The organism is Streptomyces roseochromogenus subsp. oscitans DS 12.976 (genome assembly GCF_000497445.1).
In the GTDB taxonomy this organism is placed as follows: domain Bacteria; phylum Actinomycetota; class Actinomycetes; order Streptomycetales; family Streptomycetaceae; genus Streptomyces; species Streptomyces oscitans.
In genome coordinates this window covers 6345842-6362775 of sequence record NZ_CM002285.1, presented here as the reverse complement: position 1 = coordinate 6362775, position 16934 = coordinate 6345842, and the positions used below count along the sequence as shown (strand labels likewise).

Sequence of the window (16934 nt, the reverse complement as noted above, 5' to 3'; positions counted from 1 at the left end):
TGGGCCGTCACGCGCGCGTCCCACTCACGTTCATCGCGTCGGCCGCGTCGGCCTCGGTGGTCGCCTTCCTCGTCCTCCCCCTCGTCCCCGGCCGCGGCTTTGTCCTCGCCCGCGTCCACGCCCACCGCCGAAGCGGCCGACGCGGAATCCCGGCCCGTGACCTCCGTCCGGTCCTCGGGGACGGCGGTGTCGCCGGGAGCTCCCGGGCTCGGGGGCACCAGCTCCCCGCGAAGGTCGCCACGCTCTCCGGGGTTCACGGCCTCGGAATGCATGTGACCGCTGTGCTCAGTAGGCGCCATGTGGTCGGTGTGCTCCATCTGGTCCTGATCAGTGGCGGCCGTCACCGGTCACCTCTCCTTCTGCAGTACGGACAGGGCGGCGATGAGCTCGGCCTGGGGCGCGGGCTGGACGTCGAGGGCCTCCAGCGCGGTGAGGCGCCGCTCGCGTTCGGCGTTCATGACACGGTCCACGTACTCGGTCAGCAGGTGCCCCGCCCGCTTGCGCAGCCGCAGCGCGCCCTGGGCGCCCATCCGGGAGGCGAGTCCCTCGCCCGCGTTGCGCGCCCGGCGCCCGCCCAGCAGCGCCGTGGCGACGACGGCGGTGACGATCTCGGGGTCGGGTGCGGAGGTACGTTCCAGCACCCGCACCTCGTCCTCGGCGTACTCCTCCATCTCGCGCCGCCAGCGCCGTACGGCGAGGCCGATGCGGTGCTCGGCGGTCTCCAGGGGGAGTTCTCGGGCGGTGAGGCCCGGGGCGCCGGCTGCGGGCTCGTGGCGCCAGGCCTCGTCGATGCGCTCGTCCGCCGCGGTGACGGAGCACAGCAGCAGGGCGCCCAGACTCTCCACGAGCGCGTCGAGCAGCTCCCCTGGGGTGCAGTCCAGCGGGAAGGCCCGCCAGCGCTTGAGCGCGTCCCCGGCGAGCACCGCCCCGGACTGCAGGCGGCCGCGCACGCGCGCGTGCTCGGTGTCGTAGGCGGCGTCCACGGCGGAGGTGAGCCGGAGGGCGGCGGCGTACTGGGCGGCGGCGGAGCTGGCCAGCTCGGGAATGCGCGACTGCAGCGAGTCAAGGAGGCCGTAGGCGGTGCGGGCCATGACCTGCTGTCGGGCGGCGGCGTCCTGGGCGTGGTGGACGAGCCAGTTCTTCAGGGACGCGACGGCGGTGGCGGGCAGCAGTCCGGCGCCCCAGGCGGACTCGGGCAGCTCGGGCACCGTGAAGCGGGGTACGTCACCGAGCCCGGCTTTGGTGAGCAGGGCGCCGTACTGCCGGGAGACCTCGGAGACGACCTGGTGGGGCACCCGGTCCAGCACGGTGACGAGGGTGGCGTCGTACTCCTTGGCGGTGCGCAGCAGGTGCCAGGGGACGGCGTCGGCGTAGCGGGTCGCCGTGGTGACCATGATCCAGATGTCGGCGGCGCAGATCAGCTCGGCGGCAAGGACACGGTTGTCGGCGATCAGCGAGTCGATGTCGGGCGCGTCGAGGAGGGCGAGCCCGCGCGGGAGGGTGTCGGCGGTCTCGATGCGCAGCACGCGCAGGGGCTCCTCGCGGGCGGGCAGCAGGAGATCGTCGGCGGGATCCTGCTGGGCCGCCCACACCCGCGTCAGCTCGGGCAGCACGCGCATGGCGCTGAACCAGTGGTGGTCCTCGGGATGACAGACGAGGACCGGCGTCCGGGTCGTCGGCCGCAGCACGCCAGCCTCGCTCACCCGCCGCCCGACGAGTGAGTTGACCAGCGTCGACTTGCCCGCGCCGGTGGATCCCCCGACGACGGCCAGCAGCGGCGCCTCGGGCTCTCGCAGGCGGGGTACGAGATAGTCGTCGAGCTGCGCGAGGAGTTCGTCGCGGTTGGCACGCGCGCGTGCGGCCCCGGACAGGGGCAGCGGAAAGCGTGTGGCGGCGACACGATCGCGCAGAGCGGAAAGTGTGTCGAGCAGCTGAGGCCGTACGTCCAAGGTCACCACATGCGAAGAATGCCCAACTTTAGGGGAATTATGAAGCATATAGACATGTCTGCGCGCCGAGAGGACAGAACGGATGGAAGGAACCATTGGGACACGGGCACAGTCCAGGCATAACGAGTGCACAACACCCGGGGCGTCGGACGCCAAAAGCGGTGCGCGAATCGCACCTGCCTGCGATTATCAGGACCGCTTCACCGAACCTCCACATCGAGCCACGGAGGCGAAGCAACAGGGTCAAGGAACCGGGAGCCCTATCCTTGTCCCCGGGCCGCGTCACGGATCAGCCCGGCCAGGGCATCCGCACGAGGCCACCACACCAGGCCCCCGTAGCTCAGTGGATAGAGCAGGCGCCTTCTAAGCGCTTGGCCGCAGGTTCGAGTCCTGCCGGGGGCGCTCTGTCTTGTCTCCGCCCTCCTTCGGGAGGGCGTTCTTGTCTCCGCCTCCTCCGGCCCCTCCCGGCCCCTCCGGCCCCTCCGGGAGGGCGTTTCGCCGCTCAGGGCAGACTTGTCCCCGTCCGCGAGAGGTGACAGGTACTCGGCAGGAGAGACGACGTGCGACTTCGCTGTGCGGTGCTGGACGACTTCCAGGGCGCGGCCACCGAGTTGGCCGACTGGTCGGTGCTGAAGGGCGAGGTGGAGGTCTTCTCGCTGCGGGAGCACCTGGACGGTGAGGACGCCCTCGCCGTGGCTCTCGCCGACTGCGACATCGTCGTCACGCTGCGCGAACGCGTCCCCTTCCCCGGCTCCCTGTTCGCCCGGCTGCCCCGGCTGAAGCTGCTCATCGCCTCCGGCATGCGCAACACCGTCATCGACTACGCCGCCGCGCAGGCCCAGGGCGTCACCGTGTGCGGTACGCAGAGCTCGGGCATCCCGCCCGCCGAGCTGACCTGGGCGCTGCTGCTCGGCCTCGCGCGCGGGATCGTCGAGGAGAGCACCGCGCTGCGCACGGACGGCCCCTGGCAGTCCACCGTCGGCGCCGACCTGCACGGCGCCCGGCTCGGTGTGCTCGGCCTCGGCAGGATCGGCGGCCACGTGGCCCGGGTCGGGCTTGCCTTCGGCATGCGGGTCAGCGCGTGGAGCCCGCGCCTGACCGAGGAGCGCGCCGCGGAACACGGCGTGGAACTCGCCGCGTCCAAGGAGGAACTGCTCGCCGACAGCGACTTCGTCACCGTCCAGGTGCCCGGCGGTGACAGCACCCGCGGCCTCATCGGCGCCGCCGAGCTGGCCCTGATGAAGCCGACCGCCTACCTGGTCAACACCTCCCGGGCGTCGGTCGTCGACCAGGACGCCCTGCTGGCCGCGCTGCGCGCGGGCCGGATCGCGGGCGCCGGCGTGGACGTCTTCGACATCGAGCCGCTGCCCGCCGGCCACCCGATGCGCACCGCCCCGCGTCTGCTCGCCACACCCCACCTCGGCTACGTCTCGCACGCCAACTACACGACGTACTACCGCCAGGCGGTGGAGAACATCCAGGCCTATCTGGCCGGGTCCCCGACACGGCTCCTGCCCTGAGCCCCCCGGGAGGCGGGGGCGCAGCCCCGTAGGGGCAACACCGCCCGTATACAGCAGGGCGCCGGACGCTCCCCGGTGTCCACGAGGAGGGTCCGGCGCCGCCCGGCTGTCACCGGGTCGCCGCGGTGCTTCACGCGCAGCGTCCGTCCGCCGCCGCAGCCGTACGACTCCGGCGGGCGGCGAAGCCGGTCAGAGGGCCTTGCTGTTGCAGCCCATGTCCGAGCCGAGGTTGTTGGGCTGCGCGCCCGGCGAGCCCTCGCCGTTCAGCAGGTTGCCCGCCAGGCCGTTGAGGGCGCCGACGCTGCCGAGCACATTGATGTTCATGTCGTGCGAGCGGCATTCCGTGGACTGTGCGACCTCGAGGTCGTGGCCCGGCTCACCGTGTGCGAAGGCGGTGCTGACGCCGAGGGAGCCGACACTTCCGAGCATGGCGCCCACGAGGACGGCCTTCTGAAACGTGCGCATTACTTCTCCGTTGGTCGAGCGGTTGTGATCTGCAGCAGATCGAGTGGGAGGGGCGGCGGACATCGCCGGAGGCGATCAGCCGATTCGGGGCAGACCCAGTGCGCCGACGGGAGGCGCCGCGACCGACCCGAGACCGAGCCCGGGCGCCTGCGGCGTGTCCGGCGCCACCAGCGGGTTGACGAGCGGGTTCACCTGCGGGTTCACCGACGGGTTCACCTGCGGGGCGACCTTCGGCGGACCGTCCGCGGCGCCAAAGGTCTGAGGCATGGCGACCTGCGGGGCGACCCGTGGCATGACCTCCGGCGCGGACTGCGGGCTGACCTGCGGCATGACCTGCGCCGGCTGCTGGGGGGCGGGAGCCGGCTGCGGGGCGGCCTGCTGGCCGTACGGCGAGTTCGAGGCCTGCGCGGAGCCCCCCGACGAGGCCGAGGCGACGGCGTAACCAGTCGGCTGCTGCGGCGGCGCGGGCGGCGGAGGAGGGGCCTGCATCATCGGCTGGGGGTACGGCTGCGGAGCGGCGACCTGTGCGTAGCCCCGCGCGCGGGACGCCGCCTCGGCCATCGGACCGCTCGGCGGGGGCGGCGCGTACTGCGGGGCGTACTGGGGCGGCCCGTACTGCGGCGCGTACTGCGGTGGCCCGTACTGCGGCGCGTACTGCGGTGGCCCGTACTGGGGCGGCCCGTACTGCGGTGCGGGGTACTCGGGAGCCGACATTGGAGCGGCACCGTATCCGACGGGAGCGTCGGCATGGCTGACGCCGGCGCCGATGGCGGTCAGACCGCCGGCCGCTGCTGCGACGACAGCGGCCTTGTGAAGCTTGCGCATGGAACCCTCGGCCCTTCGAAACCTGAACAGGAAATCCGTTGTATTAGTGCAGTCTTACGTGCGCCCAGTCCGATATTCGTACTGCACCTTTGCGGGGTAACTACCGGGCCACACAAGGACTCACGCCGGAGCCGGCAGCGAATTCCGTAACCCCTCCGTGATCCATGATCGCTGCCCTCTCCCAGCTGGCAACGACTTTTCCCCCGCCCCGGTCACGGGACTTGAAAGCCCGTCACCCATTTGCCATTGACGCCCCCTCGCCCCGGAGCATGATTGCAGAGGCGTTCGGGACGCGGCGACGCGACGCACAGAGCCTCGGGCAAATGGGTGATCAGGGCCCGGAACACCGTATCCATGACCCTGCTTCCGTCGTTCCCACTGGGCCAGAGCGATGGTCCGTCGCAACCGCACAGGGCAGCAAGAACAGCAACAACTGCACTGGCTCACCAGTATTTTGAATCGTTCCGTGCACAGGTCAATGAAGGGCCGAGGGTTTCATGCGCAAGCTCCAGCAAGTCGCGCTCATCGTCGCAGCAGCCGGTGGTTTGTCCGCCGTCGGCGCCGGCCCCAGCTCCGCCGCTCCGGACTACAACGGCGGTTATCCGCCCCCTGCTTCACAGCCGGACGCCCAGGCTTCGTCGGCCAGCTCCGCGGGGGCCACCGCACAGAGCTACGGCCCGCAGCAGGCGGCTCCGCAGCGGGGTGCCGAGGTCACGCCGGAGATCAACCCGACCCTGAGCCCTTCCCTGAGCCCGCAGATCTCCCCGCAGGCGACCCCGGGACAGGGCGGCGACTCGCTCCAGAGCAACCTCTTCCGCCCGTCCCAGGAGTGCAGCCCGCAATCCCTGTTGGGCGCGAACGTCCCGGTCGCCCTGCTCGCCGCCGCCGACACCCATGGGATCGAGTGCAGCCAGGGCAACACGCAGTCGAACGCCCTGGCCCACTCCGGACACTAGAGCCGACCGACAACCAAACACCGACGCCCTGCGGGCCCTTCGAGGAGCACCCTCGAAGGGCCCGTGCGCGTGCGATGCGGCTTTCGGGTTCTTTTGCCAATAGATCATGAACTCGGCGCGTCGCTGTCCGCTTTGGGGTATTTCCTATTAATCTCCGGTAACTGTAAGAAGGCGATCAACTACAGATCGCAACCACTTCACTCCACCGGAGATGGACATGCACAAGCTTCGTAAGGCCGCCGTCCTGGTCGCCGCCATCGGCAGCATCGGGCTCGTCGGCGGCACCGCACACGCCGGCGGTCAGGACAGCGGCGGCAAGAGCAGCAAGGGCGGCGACAGCTTCAGCGTCCTGCAGAGCTCCAACTGCAAGTCGCACGACCTGAACCTGGACGTCCTCGGCGAGGTCGGCATCCTCAACGGCCTGCTGGGCAACGCGCTCAACGGCGAGGGTGACCCGGGCGCCCAGGCCACCCACATCGGCTCGACGATGGGCTGCAGCAACAGCGCCTTCTGAGCCCACCGCCGCAGGGGCGGCGACAGCGGGAAATGATCCCGGCACCGAGCGCCACGCTCGGTGCCGGGACTCTTTTTGCGCCCATTTTTTACACGCCCATTGAGCATTCAGAATGATAATTGAGCGTTCAGAGTGAAGAGAATTACGAATTCGGCGCGTCGTTGTTTGTCTACGCATATTTCCTATTACCGTCCATAACTGTTCGAAGTCGATCTCTCACGGATCGCATCCACGACACTTCCACCGGAGTAGACATGCACAAGCTGCGCAAGGCCGCCGTCCTGGTCGCCGCCCTCGGGAGCATCGGGCTCGTGAGCGCCGGCGCCGCCCACGCCGACCAGAGCTTTGGCGGGGGCAAGGGGGGCGGCGGAAGCCGCTTCAGCGTCCTGCAGAGCACGACCTGCAGGTCCCACGATCTGAACGCCGACGTCCTCGGCGAGGTCGGCATCCTCAACGGCCTGGGCGGCAACCTGCTGAACGGCGAGGGCAACGCTGGTGCGCAGGAGTCGCAGCTCGGCTCGAACATGGGCTGCAACAACAGCGTCGGCAAGTGAGCAGGTAAGCGAGTAAGCAGGTAAGCGGAACCCTTTCCCCGGTGTCCCGGCCGCGAGGCCGAGGCACCGGGGAATTCCATGTAGCGGGCATATCCTGCCCCAGAAAGCCGAAATGCCGGACCGGGACGATCCCGGTCCGGCATTTTCCGATCGCGCGTCAGACGCCTACGATCGCGCGTCAGAACCCGATGTGGGGCTTCGCGAAGTGCGGCTTCTTGAAGCCCTTGGGCAGCTTTACCTCGTTGGAGCAGTTCACCACCGGCCCGACCTTCTTGGATCCGCCGCCCAGCAGGTCGTTGTCGGGCAGCATCAGGCGCGACCGGTCGACGACCGAGCAGTCCTCCGCCTGCTTGATGACGTGCTTGCCGTGCTGGTCAATTCGGGTCTGGCTCTTGTGAACGCAGATGGTGTCGCCCATGGCGGTGGTCCTGCAGTCACGCCCGGGGCCGTCGATGTGTGCGTGTGCGGCGCCGACACAGATCACGGCGAGACTTCCGACGAGCCCGGTGACGGTCGCAATTTTCTGCCGAGTGAACATGTGCTGTGTTCCTTTGCGCTGAAGGCCCGGCGTCTGCGCCATCCACCGGCGCACACCCGGGCCTTGGAGAAGGTCGGAAGGGGGACCCAGCGCCTGGACGCAAGAACGAATGCGTCCGGCGGCGGCATTGCCGCAGCCCGGACGCGCACCCTGAGGGGTCTGTCACGCGTCCGGGCTGCCTTCGCCATGGGGTATTACTCAGCACACCGGCGAACAATCCGAGTTGGTCCGGGACTGGGAGATACAGTTCGTACGATGTGCATATCGCGTTCCAAAGGAATGCCGATGCGCTACGGCCGCTCCGCGCGCTCACTCGTGCGCATCGTGGACCGGGTTGGTCTTACTGGCCGCCCTGACCCTGGTACGCGCCGTAACCCCCTTCGGGTGCGGGGTCGTCGTGGCCCCGGCCGTGGGTGTTGTAGCCGCCGTACGTGGCCACGGCGTTGGCCGACGAGTTGGCCACCGCGGTGTACTCCTGCGACGGCTGCTCGTGGTCCTCACCGCCGCCGGCGAAGCTGACACCGACGCCGAGGACGGACAGCCCCGCAACCGCCGCCGCTACGACCGCTGCACGCTGAAACTTACGCATGATTGACCCTTTCTTGCCCGGGCACACAGCCCTGGTTGACTACTTATCGTGAGCATATACACACGATCAGTAACAATTTGGGATCTTCGGCCATACGTCGTGTCGGGTCTGCGCAAGGCTTTCGTCGGGAGCTTCCGGCCCGGAGTCTCAGTCCAGCAGGCCGCCGGGGAATTCCATTTTGCCGTCGCCCTTGTCGCGGGGCGGCGTGGAGCAGGTAACTTCGGGCCCGTACTTGATGGTCCCGTTGCCCAGGGCCGCCGGCAGGGTGATGGGCTGCATTGGCATGCAGTTGTCCTGGTGGGGGATGACGCCGTTCTCAGGGATCTCGCCCTGGATCCGCTGGATGCAGGTGACGCTGCCCTGAAGGTCGCGCGTACAGACCCCCGGGTCCGCCGCGGCGTACCCCTGGGCGAGGCCGGTGCAGGTCACGGCGAGGCCGCCGACGAGCCCCGAGACGGCCGCGAGCTTCTTTCTACTGAGCATGTGTTGCATTTCCTTTGTGAGGGGCGCCAGGGCACCGTGCGCCGCGAACCAGCCGCGCCCTGCCCTGACTTCGTCCTGGGAGCCGGGCGACCGGCCGGGCGTGAGGGGAACCCTTCGGAGGGTCACCCGAAGGGTTCCGCGGACGGCGTCGCGCGTGCCGACGCCGTCGACCTCAGCCAGTGAAGGCGTTGTTGAACTGACCGCAGGTGGTGTCCAAGGTCTGAGAGAGGCCGAGCACCGAGACCGGGAGGCTGCCGTCGGCCACCGTCTGCGGGCTGCACTCCTGGTAGGGGCGGTAGAGGTCGTTCACCTCAACCCCGCGACCGTGGGCGTAGGCCGTACCGGCGCCGGCACCGACGCCGGCCAGACCGCCGGCCGCCACTGCTGCGATCACGACTTGCTGAAGCTTGCGCATGGAACCCTCGGTTCTTCCTTGCTTGGACATCGAGGCTGATTGCCTACCGTGACTGAGTGAACACTACCAGTAGCGATACACGGTATTCCACTTTGCCGGATATCCGTGTCCAAAAAGGGACATGGGTACGAAAGCCGTGCCCGGCAGAGGCAACTGCCGTGCCCGCATTGCGGGTTACTGAAAGGCACGTCAACGCGGATGGTGAAAAGGGAAGTTGACCAACCCGGTATTACGAAAATGTCGGTTCGGTGGCCAGGAGACGACTGTGCGCGGGCACGGACACCACGAGATCCCGCAGCGCCTCGATGTAGCGCCGCAGGTTCTTGTACGCGATGTCGGTGTCGGGGTAGCGGCAGGCCAGCCACAGCCCCTCGTGCAGCCGGGTGATCCAGACGCACACCTGGTCGCCGTACGACACCCGCAGCAGCCCGTACACCTTCTGCTCCGGCCAGTGGGCCGAGCCGGGGACGACGCGGGCGTCCACGTAGGAGACGATCGAGTACAGGTCGGGCGAGGTCGGACGGAAGTCCGCGCCGAGCAGGCGCAGTACACGGGCCAGCGGGATGCGCGCCAGCGACCGGTTGGCCTGCAACTCCGCGCGGACGGCGGTGAGCGCGCCGTCGAAGTCCCGGGCCGCGGGCACCTCGATCGGTGCGCCGCCGACGTACCAGCCCACGGAGTCCGACCACGCGGACTTCACCCGGGTGTGGAACGGTACGACCGTGCGATAGGCCGGCTCCCCGCCGATCTGGTGCACGATCAGGCTGGTCGCGGCCAGGACGCCCACCATGCTGCCGCCGTAGGGCCGGCAGTGCGCCTCGAACGCGGCGGCGGCGTCCGCGTCGACGAGCGGCTCGCGCATCAGCTTCTGGGCGGGCAGCGGACCGCCTGGGCGCAGCCCGAGGTCGACGGGGAAGGCCGGAAGCGTGCCGTCGCCCCGGGCGATGAACTCCCGCCAGCGGGCGACGATCGCGTGGGTGTCGTCGATGCCGTCGGCGTTCGCCCGCTCCTGCTCGCAGAAGTCGACGTAACTGCCCACGGGCGCCCCGGCCAGGGACCGGCCCGTGACGCCCGCCCGGTACAGCTCGTGGATCTCGTCCGGGATGCGCTGCAGGGAGTAGGCGTCGACGTTGGTGTGGTCGAACGCCAGGTACACGCTGGTGGAATCGTCGCGGACCACCGCCGCGTAGATGAAGTTGGGCCAGCCGAGCGCGTCCGCCGCGACGTCGAATCGGTCCTGCAGATAGCGGACCAGCGTGTCCGCGTCGGCGAAGTCGCCGACCACCTCGCGGTGCAGGGACACGTCGTCCTCGTCGAGCGTGAACCGGTGCATGTCGTCGCCGGCCCATCTGAAGCCGCTGCGCAGCGTCTCGTGCCGCAGGGTCCAGCCGCGCAACGCCTTTTCCAGCGCATCGAGATCGGCTGCGCCCGGCAGGTCGAACGCCGTGCCGATCCAGGTCGGCACGAAGAGTCCGTCCTCGCGCACCGAACGCGCGGTTCTGATGTGCGACTCCTGGATGTACGACGGCGGCCGAGGATCCGGCGGCAGCGCTGCCGCGGCCGCGACGGTCGCCGGGCTGAACGTCCACTCGACGAGATGTCCGGGCCGCGCTTCGCAGCGCTGAATGTCAGAAATTCGCACAGGGGCGTCTCCTTCGCAGAAGACCCAGACTTGATCAGCGGAGAGCCACGCACCGGGCGGCGGTTGCCGTGTCGCCGGCATTTCAGCGGGACGTGTGATGCCTCGAACGGCGAAGCGAACGTTCGAGGTGATCGAGGCCGGCAACGCGGTGCGGTACGACCGCTGTCGACCGGCATGCCGACTGAACAGGCGCAGAAAAAGGCTGAGTTGACGGAATCGTCGTACGTGACCGAAAAGCCCCCGGCGTCGTGCGGGCGGGGGCTCTTCGGGCTCTTGCCGCGTGGCGGCTCCCGCGGACCGGCCTCACTCGTACCGGTAGATCCCGCTCATGTCCTCCAGCTCGTCCGGTGTCACGTCCCACGGCGGCAGTTGCTCGTGCCGGGCGACGACCCGGTCGTACTGGGCGTCGCGCTCGCCCGGCGGGTCGGCCGGGAGGTAGCGGTGGTTGCGGTGGCGCTGCTGCCAGCGGGTCCACTGCAGATCGACGAAGGAGTGGTGCAGCCAGAAGACGGGGTCGTTGACGGCGGCGCCGCCGACCATCACCCCGCCGATCCAGCGGTGCACCCGGTTGTGGTTGCGCCAGGAGACCTTGCCCTGGCCCGGCCCCCATCCCTCCAGCTTGTTGCGGAATCCCCTGGTGACCGTCGAGTCCCAGGGCGCCGTGTCGTAGACCGGATCGGCGAGCGCCGGCTCCAGGTCCTTGGCGGTCGGCAGCTCGATCGGGTCGCGGGCTCGGCCGAGGTCGCGGGTGAGGTACTCCCGGTCGGTCACGTTCTCGGTGAGCTTCCAGCGGCCGGCCCGGTAGGCGAACGGGCCGGTCATCACCTGCCGGTCCGAGCGCCGCCCGTTGCCGCCGAGCAGGTCATCGGTCCACGGCAGCGCGGTGGTCGAGCGGTCGCGGGTCCAGTCCCAGTACGGCACCGTCACCGAATCGTCCACTCGGCGCAGCGCCCGCTCCAGGTCCAGCAGGAGCTTGCGGTGCCAGGGCAGGAAGGAGGGCGCCATGTGAGCGGTGCGCAGCCCGCTTTCACCGTCGGGGGTGTTGTAGTCGATGTGCATCCGCACGAACTCGTCGTACTCACCGCTGCGTTTGATGTCCAGCAGAGCGCCCACGAACCGGCGCCGCTCGGTGGCGGTCAGCCGGGTGATGTTCTTACGCGTGTACGCCATTGCCGCCCCCCATGTGCATCGGCCCGCCGCCCATCGGCCCCGGTGCCAGATCGTGCAGCTGCTCCTTGGGGCCCAGTTCGTCGACCGCCCCGCGGGCCGCGGCGAGCGCGGTCGGGTACGAGCGGTAGTGGTCGATCATGCTCAGCCAGCTGCCGTCGGCCCGGCGCATCAGATGCAGCGGGTGGCCGTCGATCGTGACCTTCCACTGGGCGCCGGCGACGGCGGCCCGCTCGGCGGGGTGCACCTCGACGCCGCGGATGTGGCGGCCTCGGTAGGTCTCGTCGAAGGCGGTGGCCCGTCGGCCGTCGTCCGGGGCATGCTCGGCTCGCCGTGCGCAGGCCGCGGTCACCGGGGCGAGCGCCACGACGAGCGCCGAGGAGAACAGTCTCCGCGTCACGTCCCGCCGTGTGCTGCCCCGGGGCCGCGCTCCGTCCGCGGCCGGCGTGCCGCTCTGCCCGCCCACCGGCGCTCCGCCGACACCTGGAACCATCGTTCACTCCTCGTCCGGTTCGGTTGTCCGAGGCGGTAACCGCCGGGTGGCCCTCCCGGTCACCGCCGTGCGGCCGGACCGGTGACCGCCGGACCGGTGACGCGCCCGCCGGGGCCGCGGCGGACCGGCCGCCGGAGCCGGACGACTCAGCTGGTCCAGAAGTCCCACCAGCGGGTCAGGATCAGCATGCCGACGACCGCGATGTGCAGCAGCGGCAGTACCCAGGTGAACTCGGCGAAGAACGCCCGCAGCGGGCCCGGCGCGGGCAGGAACCGGTGCCGTACGGCGAACGAGGTGACGTACCAGAACATCAGGATCGTGGCGACCCAGGCCAGAGCGCACCACAGGCACAGCGCGTTGATCCGGTACAGCGACTCGAACTGCAGCCAGGACACGAACCCGACCCCGAACAGACAGCCCGCGTCGAAGATCAGCCAGTACCAGCGCGGGAAGGCGGCGCCGGCCAGCAGGCTGATGCCGACGCAGATCACGATGCCGTAGGCGACCAGGCCGAGCATCGGGTTGGGAAAGCCGAAGACCGAGGCCTGCGGGCTCTTCATGACGCTGCCGCAGGACACCACCGGATTGAGGCTGCAGCCCGGCGTGAAGTTCGGGTTCTGGAGCAGCTTGAGCTTGTCGATGGTGATGACCCAGGAGGCCAGCAGTCCGGCCGCGCCCGTGAGCACCAGGAGCAGCGCGAAGCCGCGGCCGGCGCCCGCCGCCGGCGCGGGCCGGGCGGGGGTGCCCGGGTCTGCGGGGCGGGACGGAGGCGTGTCACCGGGGGTTGAGGTCACCGCGCGACCCTACCGATCGGCGACGGGGCGGCCCGGTGTGCGCTCACCCGACCGGAGGAGGGCGGCCGGGGCTCCACACGATCAGGGGACGCGCCGCGACGTCCCTCGAACGTGGCCGCCGCTGCTTGCGGCGCCGTTGAGCTTCTGTTGCGCGTGAGCAAGTTGGCTCCCGACCAAGCTGACTGAGGGGCCGTCATAGGCGTACGCAGGGATGTCAACCACCCGCCGATGAAATCGGGCGGCGCGTCGCCGTGATGTCTCGCACCCGTTACGAGTGGACGGTCCTGGACTTCGCGCTCTGGCCGCCGGTGGCCAGAGCGTCCCCGTCTGCGCCACCTCTTCGGCCGAGCAGGTGGAGTGGATCGTGCGCGACTCCGGCGCCCGTTTCGTCATCGCCGAGACGGTCGCCGCCGGCACGGCCGGCCACGCCGAACCTCCGCGCACCTGGCGGCCCGACGGCGAGGCGCTTCCCACACTCGTACGCCGAGGCGGCCGCCGACGCGGTGCTCACCGGCGGCCGGCTCGCCACCGGTGACCTCGGCTCCCTGGACAGCGACGGCTGTCTCACACGCCGAGTCGATCCGCGCCTTCGCACTGGTCGAGGGCGAGTTCAGTGAGGAGAACAGGCCGCTCACCTCGTCGTTGAAGGTGAAACGACAGGCCGTGACGACCGCGTAAGCGGAGCAGATCGAGGCCCTGTACGGCGGGTGAGCCCGTCAAGCCAAGACGGGCGATCGAGTGAATTACCCGGCATTTCATGCTTCCAGGTATCCGCGGAAGTACATATTTCGTTCACAGTCTGCAAGTGGTGGCACGTGTGAACGTGCGGCATCCGTGCGGCACCACGGCCCTGCGACGAACCTACGGAACCCCGCGGCCCACTGCGGAGCAGTCCCCCTTCACTGGCTCCAGGGCCGGCCTTTCGACTCCCCCTGAGAGGAAGACAAAGAGAGTGCGACACACCCTGACCAAGGGATTGGTCGTGGCCGCCGCCGCGACGAGCGTCCTGACTGTATACAGCCCCTGGGCGTTCGCGGACTCCGGTCCGTTCACGTCCGACGACGCGTATTCCTCCTATTCGGACGACGTCGGCGACTCCGATTTCCCGGGTGCGGCAAGCGCCATGCGGGCGATGGAGCGCGCGGAGAGCGCCACGGAGATGGCGCAGAACTTGGCGTCGGAGTTCTCGTCCTCGTATTCCCCCGGCTGGTCCACCGGCCATGTGACGAAGTCGCATCGCGAGAGCTCCTCCGAGGACTACGGCGACGACGAGTCGAGCGAGCACTCCTCCCACGAAAGCTACGGCGACGACGAGAAGCCGAGCCACAAGCCCTCCCACGAAAGCTACGGCGACGACGAGAAGCCGAGCCACAAGCCGTCCCACGAAAGCTACGGCGACGACAAGTCGAACTACGGCGACGACGAGTCGAACTACGGTGACGACGAGTCGAGCTACGGCAACGAAGAAAAGCCCCCGCATCACCACCACGAGCCCAAGCCGGTGCACCACCACCATCACCACCACATGCCGCCGGAGAGGCCCGAGAAGCCGCACCACCGGCACCACCACCACCATCACCACCACCACAGGCCGATGGCCCACACCGGCACCGAGGGCACCATCGCAGCCGTCGCCGCCAGCGGCGCGCTGCTGGTCGCCGGAACCGTCCTCTACCGGCGAGGCCGCAAGACCACAGCCCAGCAGTAGTCGCCCGGGTGCCGGACGCCCCGCGCCCGGCACCCGCCGACGGAAAACCATCTCGTACGGTCGTCCTTGTGGACTAGCGGCGTCGAGCCATCCGACTCCATTGGTGCAATGAGCGTATATATGGCTGTGTCCCAGTAATTGGGGTGTAGTCGCACCAAAAGGAGTAGGGAATGGCGTCCGAGCGTCTGCGATCCCTGAGGCGAGTGACATTCCTCGCCGCCGGGGTGTTCGCGGCGGCGAGCGTCCTTCCCAGCCCTGTCATCAAGTCCGGCCCCACGGCGAACCCGGCCGCGCAGCACTGCGCGGCCGGGTTCGCCGCTCCCGTCCCCGCAGGGTGCGCGGCGAACGGGGCGACGGGTCCCTCCTCGGGGGAGCCGCGCCCGCCCGCGTTCGGCGCGTACCTCAGTTCCGGGCCCCTCGGTGTGCTGCGCATCCGGGGATTCAGCGACTGGCTCGACCACACCGAGGTGCGCGTGGGGCACACGTACCTGCCGGGGGACAAGTGGAGCAACATCGAGGGCACGCCGGGCTTCCTCGGCAACTGGGCCCAGTGGCGGCGGGCCAAGGACGACCGCATCCTCGTGGTCAACGTCCCGTTGACGGAACGCGACGAGGGCCATGTGCCGGACACGGAGGTCCAGCAGGTGCTGCGGCGCGGCGCGGCCGGCGAGTTCGACCAGCACTTCCGGACGCTCGCCGAGCACCTCGTGGGCCTCGGGGTGCCGGACACGGTCCTCGTGCTCGGCTGGGAGATGAACGGCGTCACCTACACCCACCGCTGCGGCCCCGATCCGGACGCCTGGAAGACGTACTGGCGGCGCATCGTCACCGTCATGCGCTCGGTGCCCGGGCAGCACTTCGCGTTCGACTTCGCCCCGGACCGGGGCGCGGACGCCGTTCCGTGGCCGCAGTGCTATCCCGGCGACGACGTCGTCGACGTCATCGGCATGGACTCCTACGACCAGCCGGCGGGGATCTCGTTCGACCAGCAGGTGTCCGAGCCCTACGGCCTGCAGGACCAGGTCGACTTCGCGAAGGCGCACAAGAAGCCGATCTCGTATCCCGAGTGGGGCCTGTTCCGCAACGGCGACAACGCGACGTACATGCTGCGGATGCTCGCGTGGATCGACGAGCACAAACCGCTGTACAACACGATCACCGACTACTGCCCGCACGGTGTGTGGCTGTGCCCGGCCAACCCCCGGGCGTCCGCCCTCTACCGCGCGGCGCTGTCCGGTCGGCGCGGCCCGGACCAGGATCCGAATCCGCCGGTCCCCGCCGCACCCGAGCCCGCGAACGAGCCGCACCCGCTGCCGAATCCGCTGCCTGCCCGGGCGTCCGGCTGACCGCGCGGCGGCCGTGCCACGACCAGGACCGACGCCGGCGCTCTCATCCGCAGCCCGCGTCCCGGGCGATGACGACGAGTTTGCTCCCCCGGCCGACCCGGCGGGCCGCACTCTCCAGCCGTGGCCAGGCGCGAGCCAGTGCGCGGCTCTGCCACGAGGCGTCCGCATGCCGCGTGAAGTTCTCCCGCATCTCCGCCCGGGGTGACGCCGGGCGCTGCACCGAGATCACCTCACAGTCCAGCCGGCTCAGAATGGCGCGCATCCCGGCTGCCGTGAAATAGATCTTGTGCTCCCAGTCATACAGGTGCCGCGTCAGATCGACCCGGCCCCGGCTCGCGGTATGGACGGCCCTGAGGACGGGACGCACCGGGAACGACGCATCCGGTGTCTCGAAGATCAGCGCGCCGCCCGGACGGAGTTTCCCGAGGGCGCGGCTCACCGCGGGAAGCGGATCGTAGAGATGCTCGATCACGTCCCACAGCGTGACGGCGTCCGCCTCGGCGTCGGGCAGCAGCGCGTCCAGATCCTCGCTGAGCGCGACCCGCAGCCCACGGGAGCGCGCCGCGGCCACGGCATCGGCGTCCACGTCGATACCGAAGGCGCGGCCGCAGCGGGCCTGGGCGAAGCTGACGAAATTCCCGATCCCGCATCCGACGTCGAGCACCGTGTCGATGGGTCCGGTCAGGCGCTCCGCCTCATCGAGGATCGCCTCGTACCGTTCTTCGTAGTCACGCCGGACCTCGTCACTCGCGTACAGGCCGAACTTGTACTGCTCCCAGTACTCATTGAACGGTGCCTCCCCCTCGCATCCGGCGAGCGCGGGGTCGGCGCGGAAATACTGTGTACGGCACACGCGGCAGCGCACCAGCCGATACCGGCCCTCGACGACCACGCGCAGCGGCTTTCCCAGTTCCGCACACGCGGGACACCACAGATCCGGCGTGTCGTCCGCCGCGCAGACGTCTGCCTCCTCGCT

18 protein-coding genes, 1 tRNA gene and 2 pseudogenes are annotated in these 16934 nt (G+C 69.6%); 8 read left to right on the top strand and 13 right to left on the bottom strand.

Features of this window, described 5'->3' with window-relative positions; genetic code table 11:
- Positions 1-344: pseudogene (locus tag M878_RS99000) on the bottom strand (hypothetical protein); the annotation flags it as partial.
- 3 nt (positions 345-347) lie between these two features.
- Entirely contained in the window at positions 348-1958 is a 1611-nt protein-coding gene (locus tag M878_RS77170) for a dynamin family protein (protein WP_031225983.1), read from the bottom strand.
- 320 nt (positions 1959-2278) lie between these two features.
- On the opposite strand from M878_RS77170, the gene M878_RS77165 reads away from it, so the two are divergent.
- Together M878_RS77165 and M878_RS77160 are read left to right on the top strand one after the other, a co-directional pair.
- Positions 2279-2351: transfer RNA gene (locus M878_RS77165), tRNA-Arg, on the top strand.
- 158 nt (positions 2352-2509) lie between these two features.
- Entirely contained in the window at positions 2510-3469 is a 960-nt protein-coding gene (locus M878_RS77160; RefSeq protein ID WP_031225981.1) for a D-2-hydroxyacid dehydrogenase family protein, read from the top strand.
- 189 nt (positions 3470-3658) lie between these two features.
- On the opposite strand, the gene M878_RS77155 is transcribed toward M878_RS77160, so the two are convergent.
- Both M878_RS77155 and M878_RS77150 read right to left on the bottom strand, forming a co-directional pair.
- Complete coding sequence (locus M878_RS77155) at positions 3659-3934, bottom strand: hypothetical protein (protein WP_023550656.1); 276 nt, start codon at positions 3932-3934, stop codon at positions 3659-3661.
- A gap of 75 nt (positions 3935-4009) precedes the next feature.
- Positions 4010-4759: a hypothetical protein gene (locus M878_RS77150; RefSeq protein ID WP_023550655.1), complete on the bottom strand. Its 750-nt coding sequence runs from the start codon at positions 4757-4759 to the stop codon at positions 4010-4012.
- Between the two features lie 497 nt (positions 4760-5256).
- On the opposite strand from M878_RS77150, the gene M878_RS77145 reads away from it, so the two are divergent.
- From M878_RS77145 to M878_RS77135, 3 genes are all read left to right on the top strand, one after another.
- Positions 5257-5715 (top strand): hypothetical protein, encoded by a 459-nt coding sequence (locus M878_RS77145; RefSeq protein ID WP_023550654.1) that lies wholly within the window; start codon positions 5257-5259, stop codon positions 5713-5715.
- A gap of 217 nt (positions 5716-5932) precedes the next feature.
- Complete coding sequence (locus M878_RS77140) at positions 5933-6229, top strand: hypothetical protein (RefSeq protein WP_031225979.1); 297 nt, start codon at positions 5933-5935, stop codon at positions 6227-6229.
- A 254-nt stretch (positions 6230-6483) separates the two neighbouring features.
- The gene (locus M878_RS77135) at positions 6484-6783 is read left to right on the top strand and encodes a hypothetical protein (protein WP_023550652.1); all 300 of its coding nucleotides are present in this window, start codon (positions 6484-6486) and stop codon (positions 6781-6783) included.
- 178 nt (positions 6784-6961) lie between these two features.
- Here M878_RS77135 and M878_RS77130 read toward each other — a convergent pair whose 3' ends face one another.
- From M878_RS77130 to M878_RS77095, 8 genes are all read right to left on the bottom strand, one after another.
- On the bottom strand, positions 6962-7321 hold the full coding sequence (locus M878_RS77130; protein WP_023550651.1) for a hypothetical protein: 360 nt from the start codon (positions 7319-7321) through the stop codon (positions 6962-6964).
- 340 nt (positions 7322-7661) lie between these two features.
- Positions 7662-7910, bottom strand: a complete 249-nt coding sequence (locus tag M878_RS77125; protein WP_023550650.1) for a hypothetical protein — start codon at positions 7908-7910, stop codon at positions 7662-7664.
- Positions 7911-8057: 147 nt separating this feature from the next.
- Positions 8058-8393, bottom strand: a complete 336-nt coding sequence (locus M878_RS77120; RefSeq protein ID WP_023550649.1) for a hypothetical protein — start codon at positions 8391-8393, stop codon at positions 8058-8060.
- 172 nt (positions 8394-8565) lie between these two features.
- Positions 8566-8808 carry a hypothetical protein gene (locus M878_RS77115; RefSeq protein WP_023550648.1) on the bottom strand — a complete coding sequence of 81 codons (243 nt, stop codon included), beginning with the start codon at positions 8806-8808 and terminating at the stop codon, positions 8566-8568.
- Between the two features lie 229 nt (positions 8809-9037).
- Positions 9038-10450: a condensation domain-containing protein gene (locus tag M878_RS77110; RefSeq protein WP_031225977.1), complete on the bottom strand. Its 1413-nt coding sequence runs from the start codon at positions 10448-10450 to the stop codon at positions 9038-9040.
- A gap of 303 nt (positions 10451-10753) precedes the next feature.
- Complete coding sequence (locus M878_RS77105) at positions 10754-11620, bottom strand: tyrosinase family protein (protein ID WP_023550646.1); 867 nt, start codon at positions 11618-11620, stop codon at positions 10754-10756.
- Positions 11604-12110 (bottom strand): tyrosinase family oxidase copper chaperone, encoded by a 507-nt coding sequence (locus M878_RS77100; protein WP_031225975.1) that lies wholly within the window; start codon positions 12108-12110, stop codon positions 11604-11606. The genes M878_RS77105 and M878_RS77100 overlap by 17 nt, the downstream gene beginning before the upstream one ends.
- Positions 12111-12256: 146 nt before the next feature.
- Positions 12257-12805, bottom strand: coding sequence for a vitamin K epoxide reductase family protein (locus M878_RS77095; RefSeq protein ID WP_031225974.1), 549 nt, complete (start codon positions 12803-12805; stop codon positions 12257-12259).
- A gap of 335 nt (positions 12806-13140) precedes the next feature.
- On the opposite strand from M878_RS77095, the pseudogene M878_RS000000101950 reads away from it, so the two are divergent.
- The 3 genes and pseudogenes from M878_RS000000101950 to M878_RS77080 form a co-directional block, all read left to right on the top strand.
- Positions 13141-13394: pseudogene (locus tag M878_RS000000101950) on the top strand (AMP-binding protein); the annotation flags it as partial.
- A 462-nt stretch (positions 13395-13856) separates the two neighbouring features.
- Positions 13857-14612, top strand: coding sequence for a hypothetical protein (locus M878_RS77085; protein ID WP_023550641.1), 756 nt, complete (start codon positions 13857-13859; stop codon positions 14610-14612).
- Positions 14613-14782: 170 nt separating this feature from the next.
- Positions 14783-15958, top strand: coding sequence for a glycoside hydrolase family 26 protein (locus M878_RS77080; RefSeq protein ID WP_023550640.1), 1176 nt, complete (start codon positions 14783-14785; stop codon positions 15956-15958).
- A gap of 43 nt (positions 15959-16001) precedes the next feature.
- On the opposite strand, the gene M878_RS92450 is transcribed toward M878_RS77080, so the two are convergent.
- On the bottom strand, positions 16002-16934 hold a 933-nt coding region (locus tag M878_RS92450; protein ID WP_023550639.1), incomplete at its 5' end, for a class I SAM-dependent methyltransferase.

What these genes read in the sequence shown, in the direction of transcription:
- M878_RS77115 (WP_023550648.1), bottom strand. Translation starts at nt 8,808, where the DNA reads ATGCGCAAGCTTCAGCAAGTCGTGATCGCAGCAGTGGCGGCCGGCGGT.
- M878_RS77140 (WP_031225979.1), top strand. Translation starts at nt 5,933, where the DNA reads ATGCACAAGCTTCGTAAGGCCGCCGTCCTGGTCGCCGCCATCGGCAGC.
- M878_RS77125 (WP_023550650.1), bottom strand. Translation starts at nt 7,910, where the DNA reads ATGCGTAAGTTTCAGCGTGCAGCGGTCGTAGCGGCGGCGGTTGCGGGG.
- M878_RS77100 (WP_031225975.1), bottom strand. Translation starts at nt 12,110, where the DNA reads ATGGTTCCAGGTGTCGGCGGAGCGCCGGTGGGCGGGCAGAGCGGCACG.
- M878_RS77155 (WP_023550656.1), bottom strand. Translation starts at nt 3,934, where the DNA reads ATGCGCACGTTTCAGAAGGCCGTCCTCGTGGGCGCCATGCTCGGAAGT.
- M878_RS77135 (WP_023550652.1), top strand. Translation starts at nt 6,484, where the DNA reads ATGCACAAGCTGCGCAAGGCCGCCGTCCTGGTCGCCGCCCTCGGGAGC.
- M878_RS77080 (WP_023550640.1), top strand. Translation starts at nt 14,783, where the DNA reads ATGGCGTCCGAGCGTCTGCGATCCCTGAGGCGAGTGACATTCCTCGCC.
- M878_RS77145 (WP_023550654.1), top strand. Translation starts at nt 5,257, where the DNA reads ATGCGCAAGCTCCAGCAAGTCGCGCTCATCGTCGCAGCAGCCGGTGGT.
- M878_RS77130 (WP_023550651.1), bottom strand. Translation starts at nt 7,321, where the DNA reads ATGTTCACTCGGCAGAAAATTGCGACCGTCACCGGGCTCGTCGGAAGT.
- M878_RS77150 (WP_023550655.1), bottom strand. Translation starts at nt 4,759, where the DNA reads ATGCGCAAGCTTCACAAGGCCGCTGTCGTCGCAGCAGCGGCCGGCGGT.
- M878_RS77120 (WP_023550649.1), bottom strand. Translation starts at nt 8,393, where the DNA reads ATGCTCAGTAGAAAGAAGCTCGCGGCCGTCTCGGGGCTCGTCGGCGGC.
- M878_RS77105 (WP_023550646.1), bottom strand. Translation starts at nt 11,620, where the DNA reads ATGGCGTACACGCGTAAGAACATCACCCGGCTGACCGCCACCGAGCGG.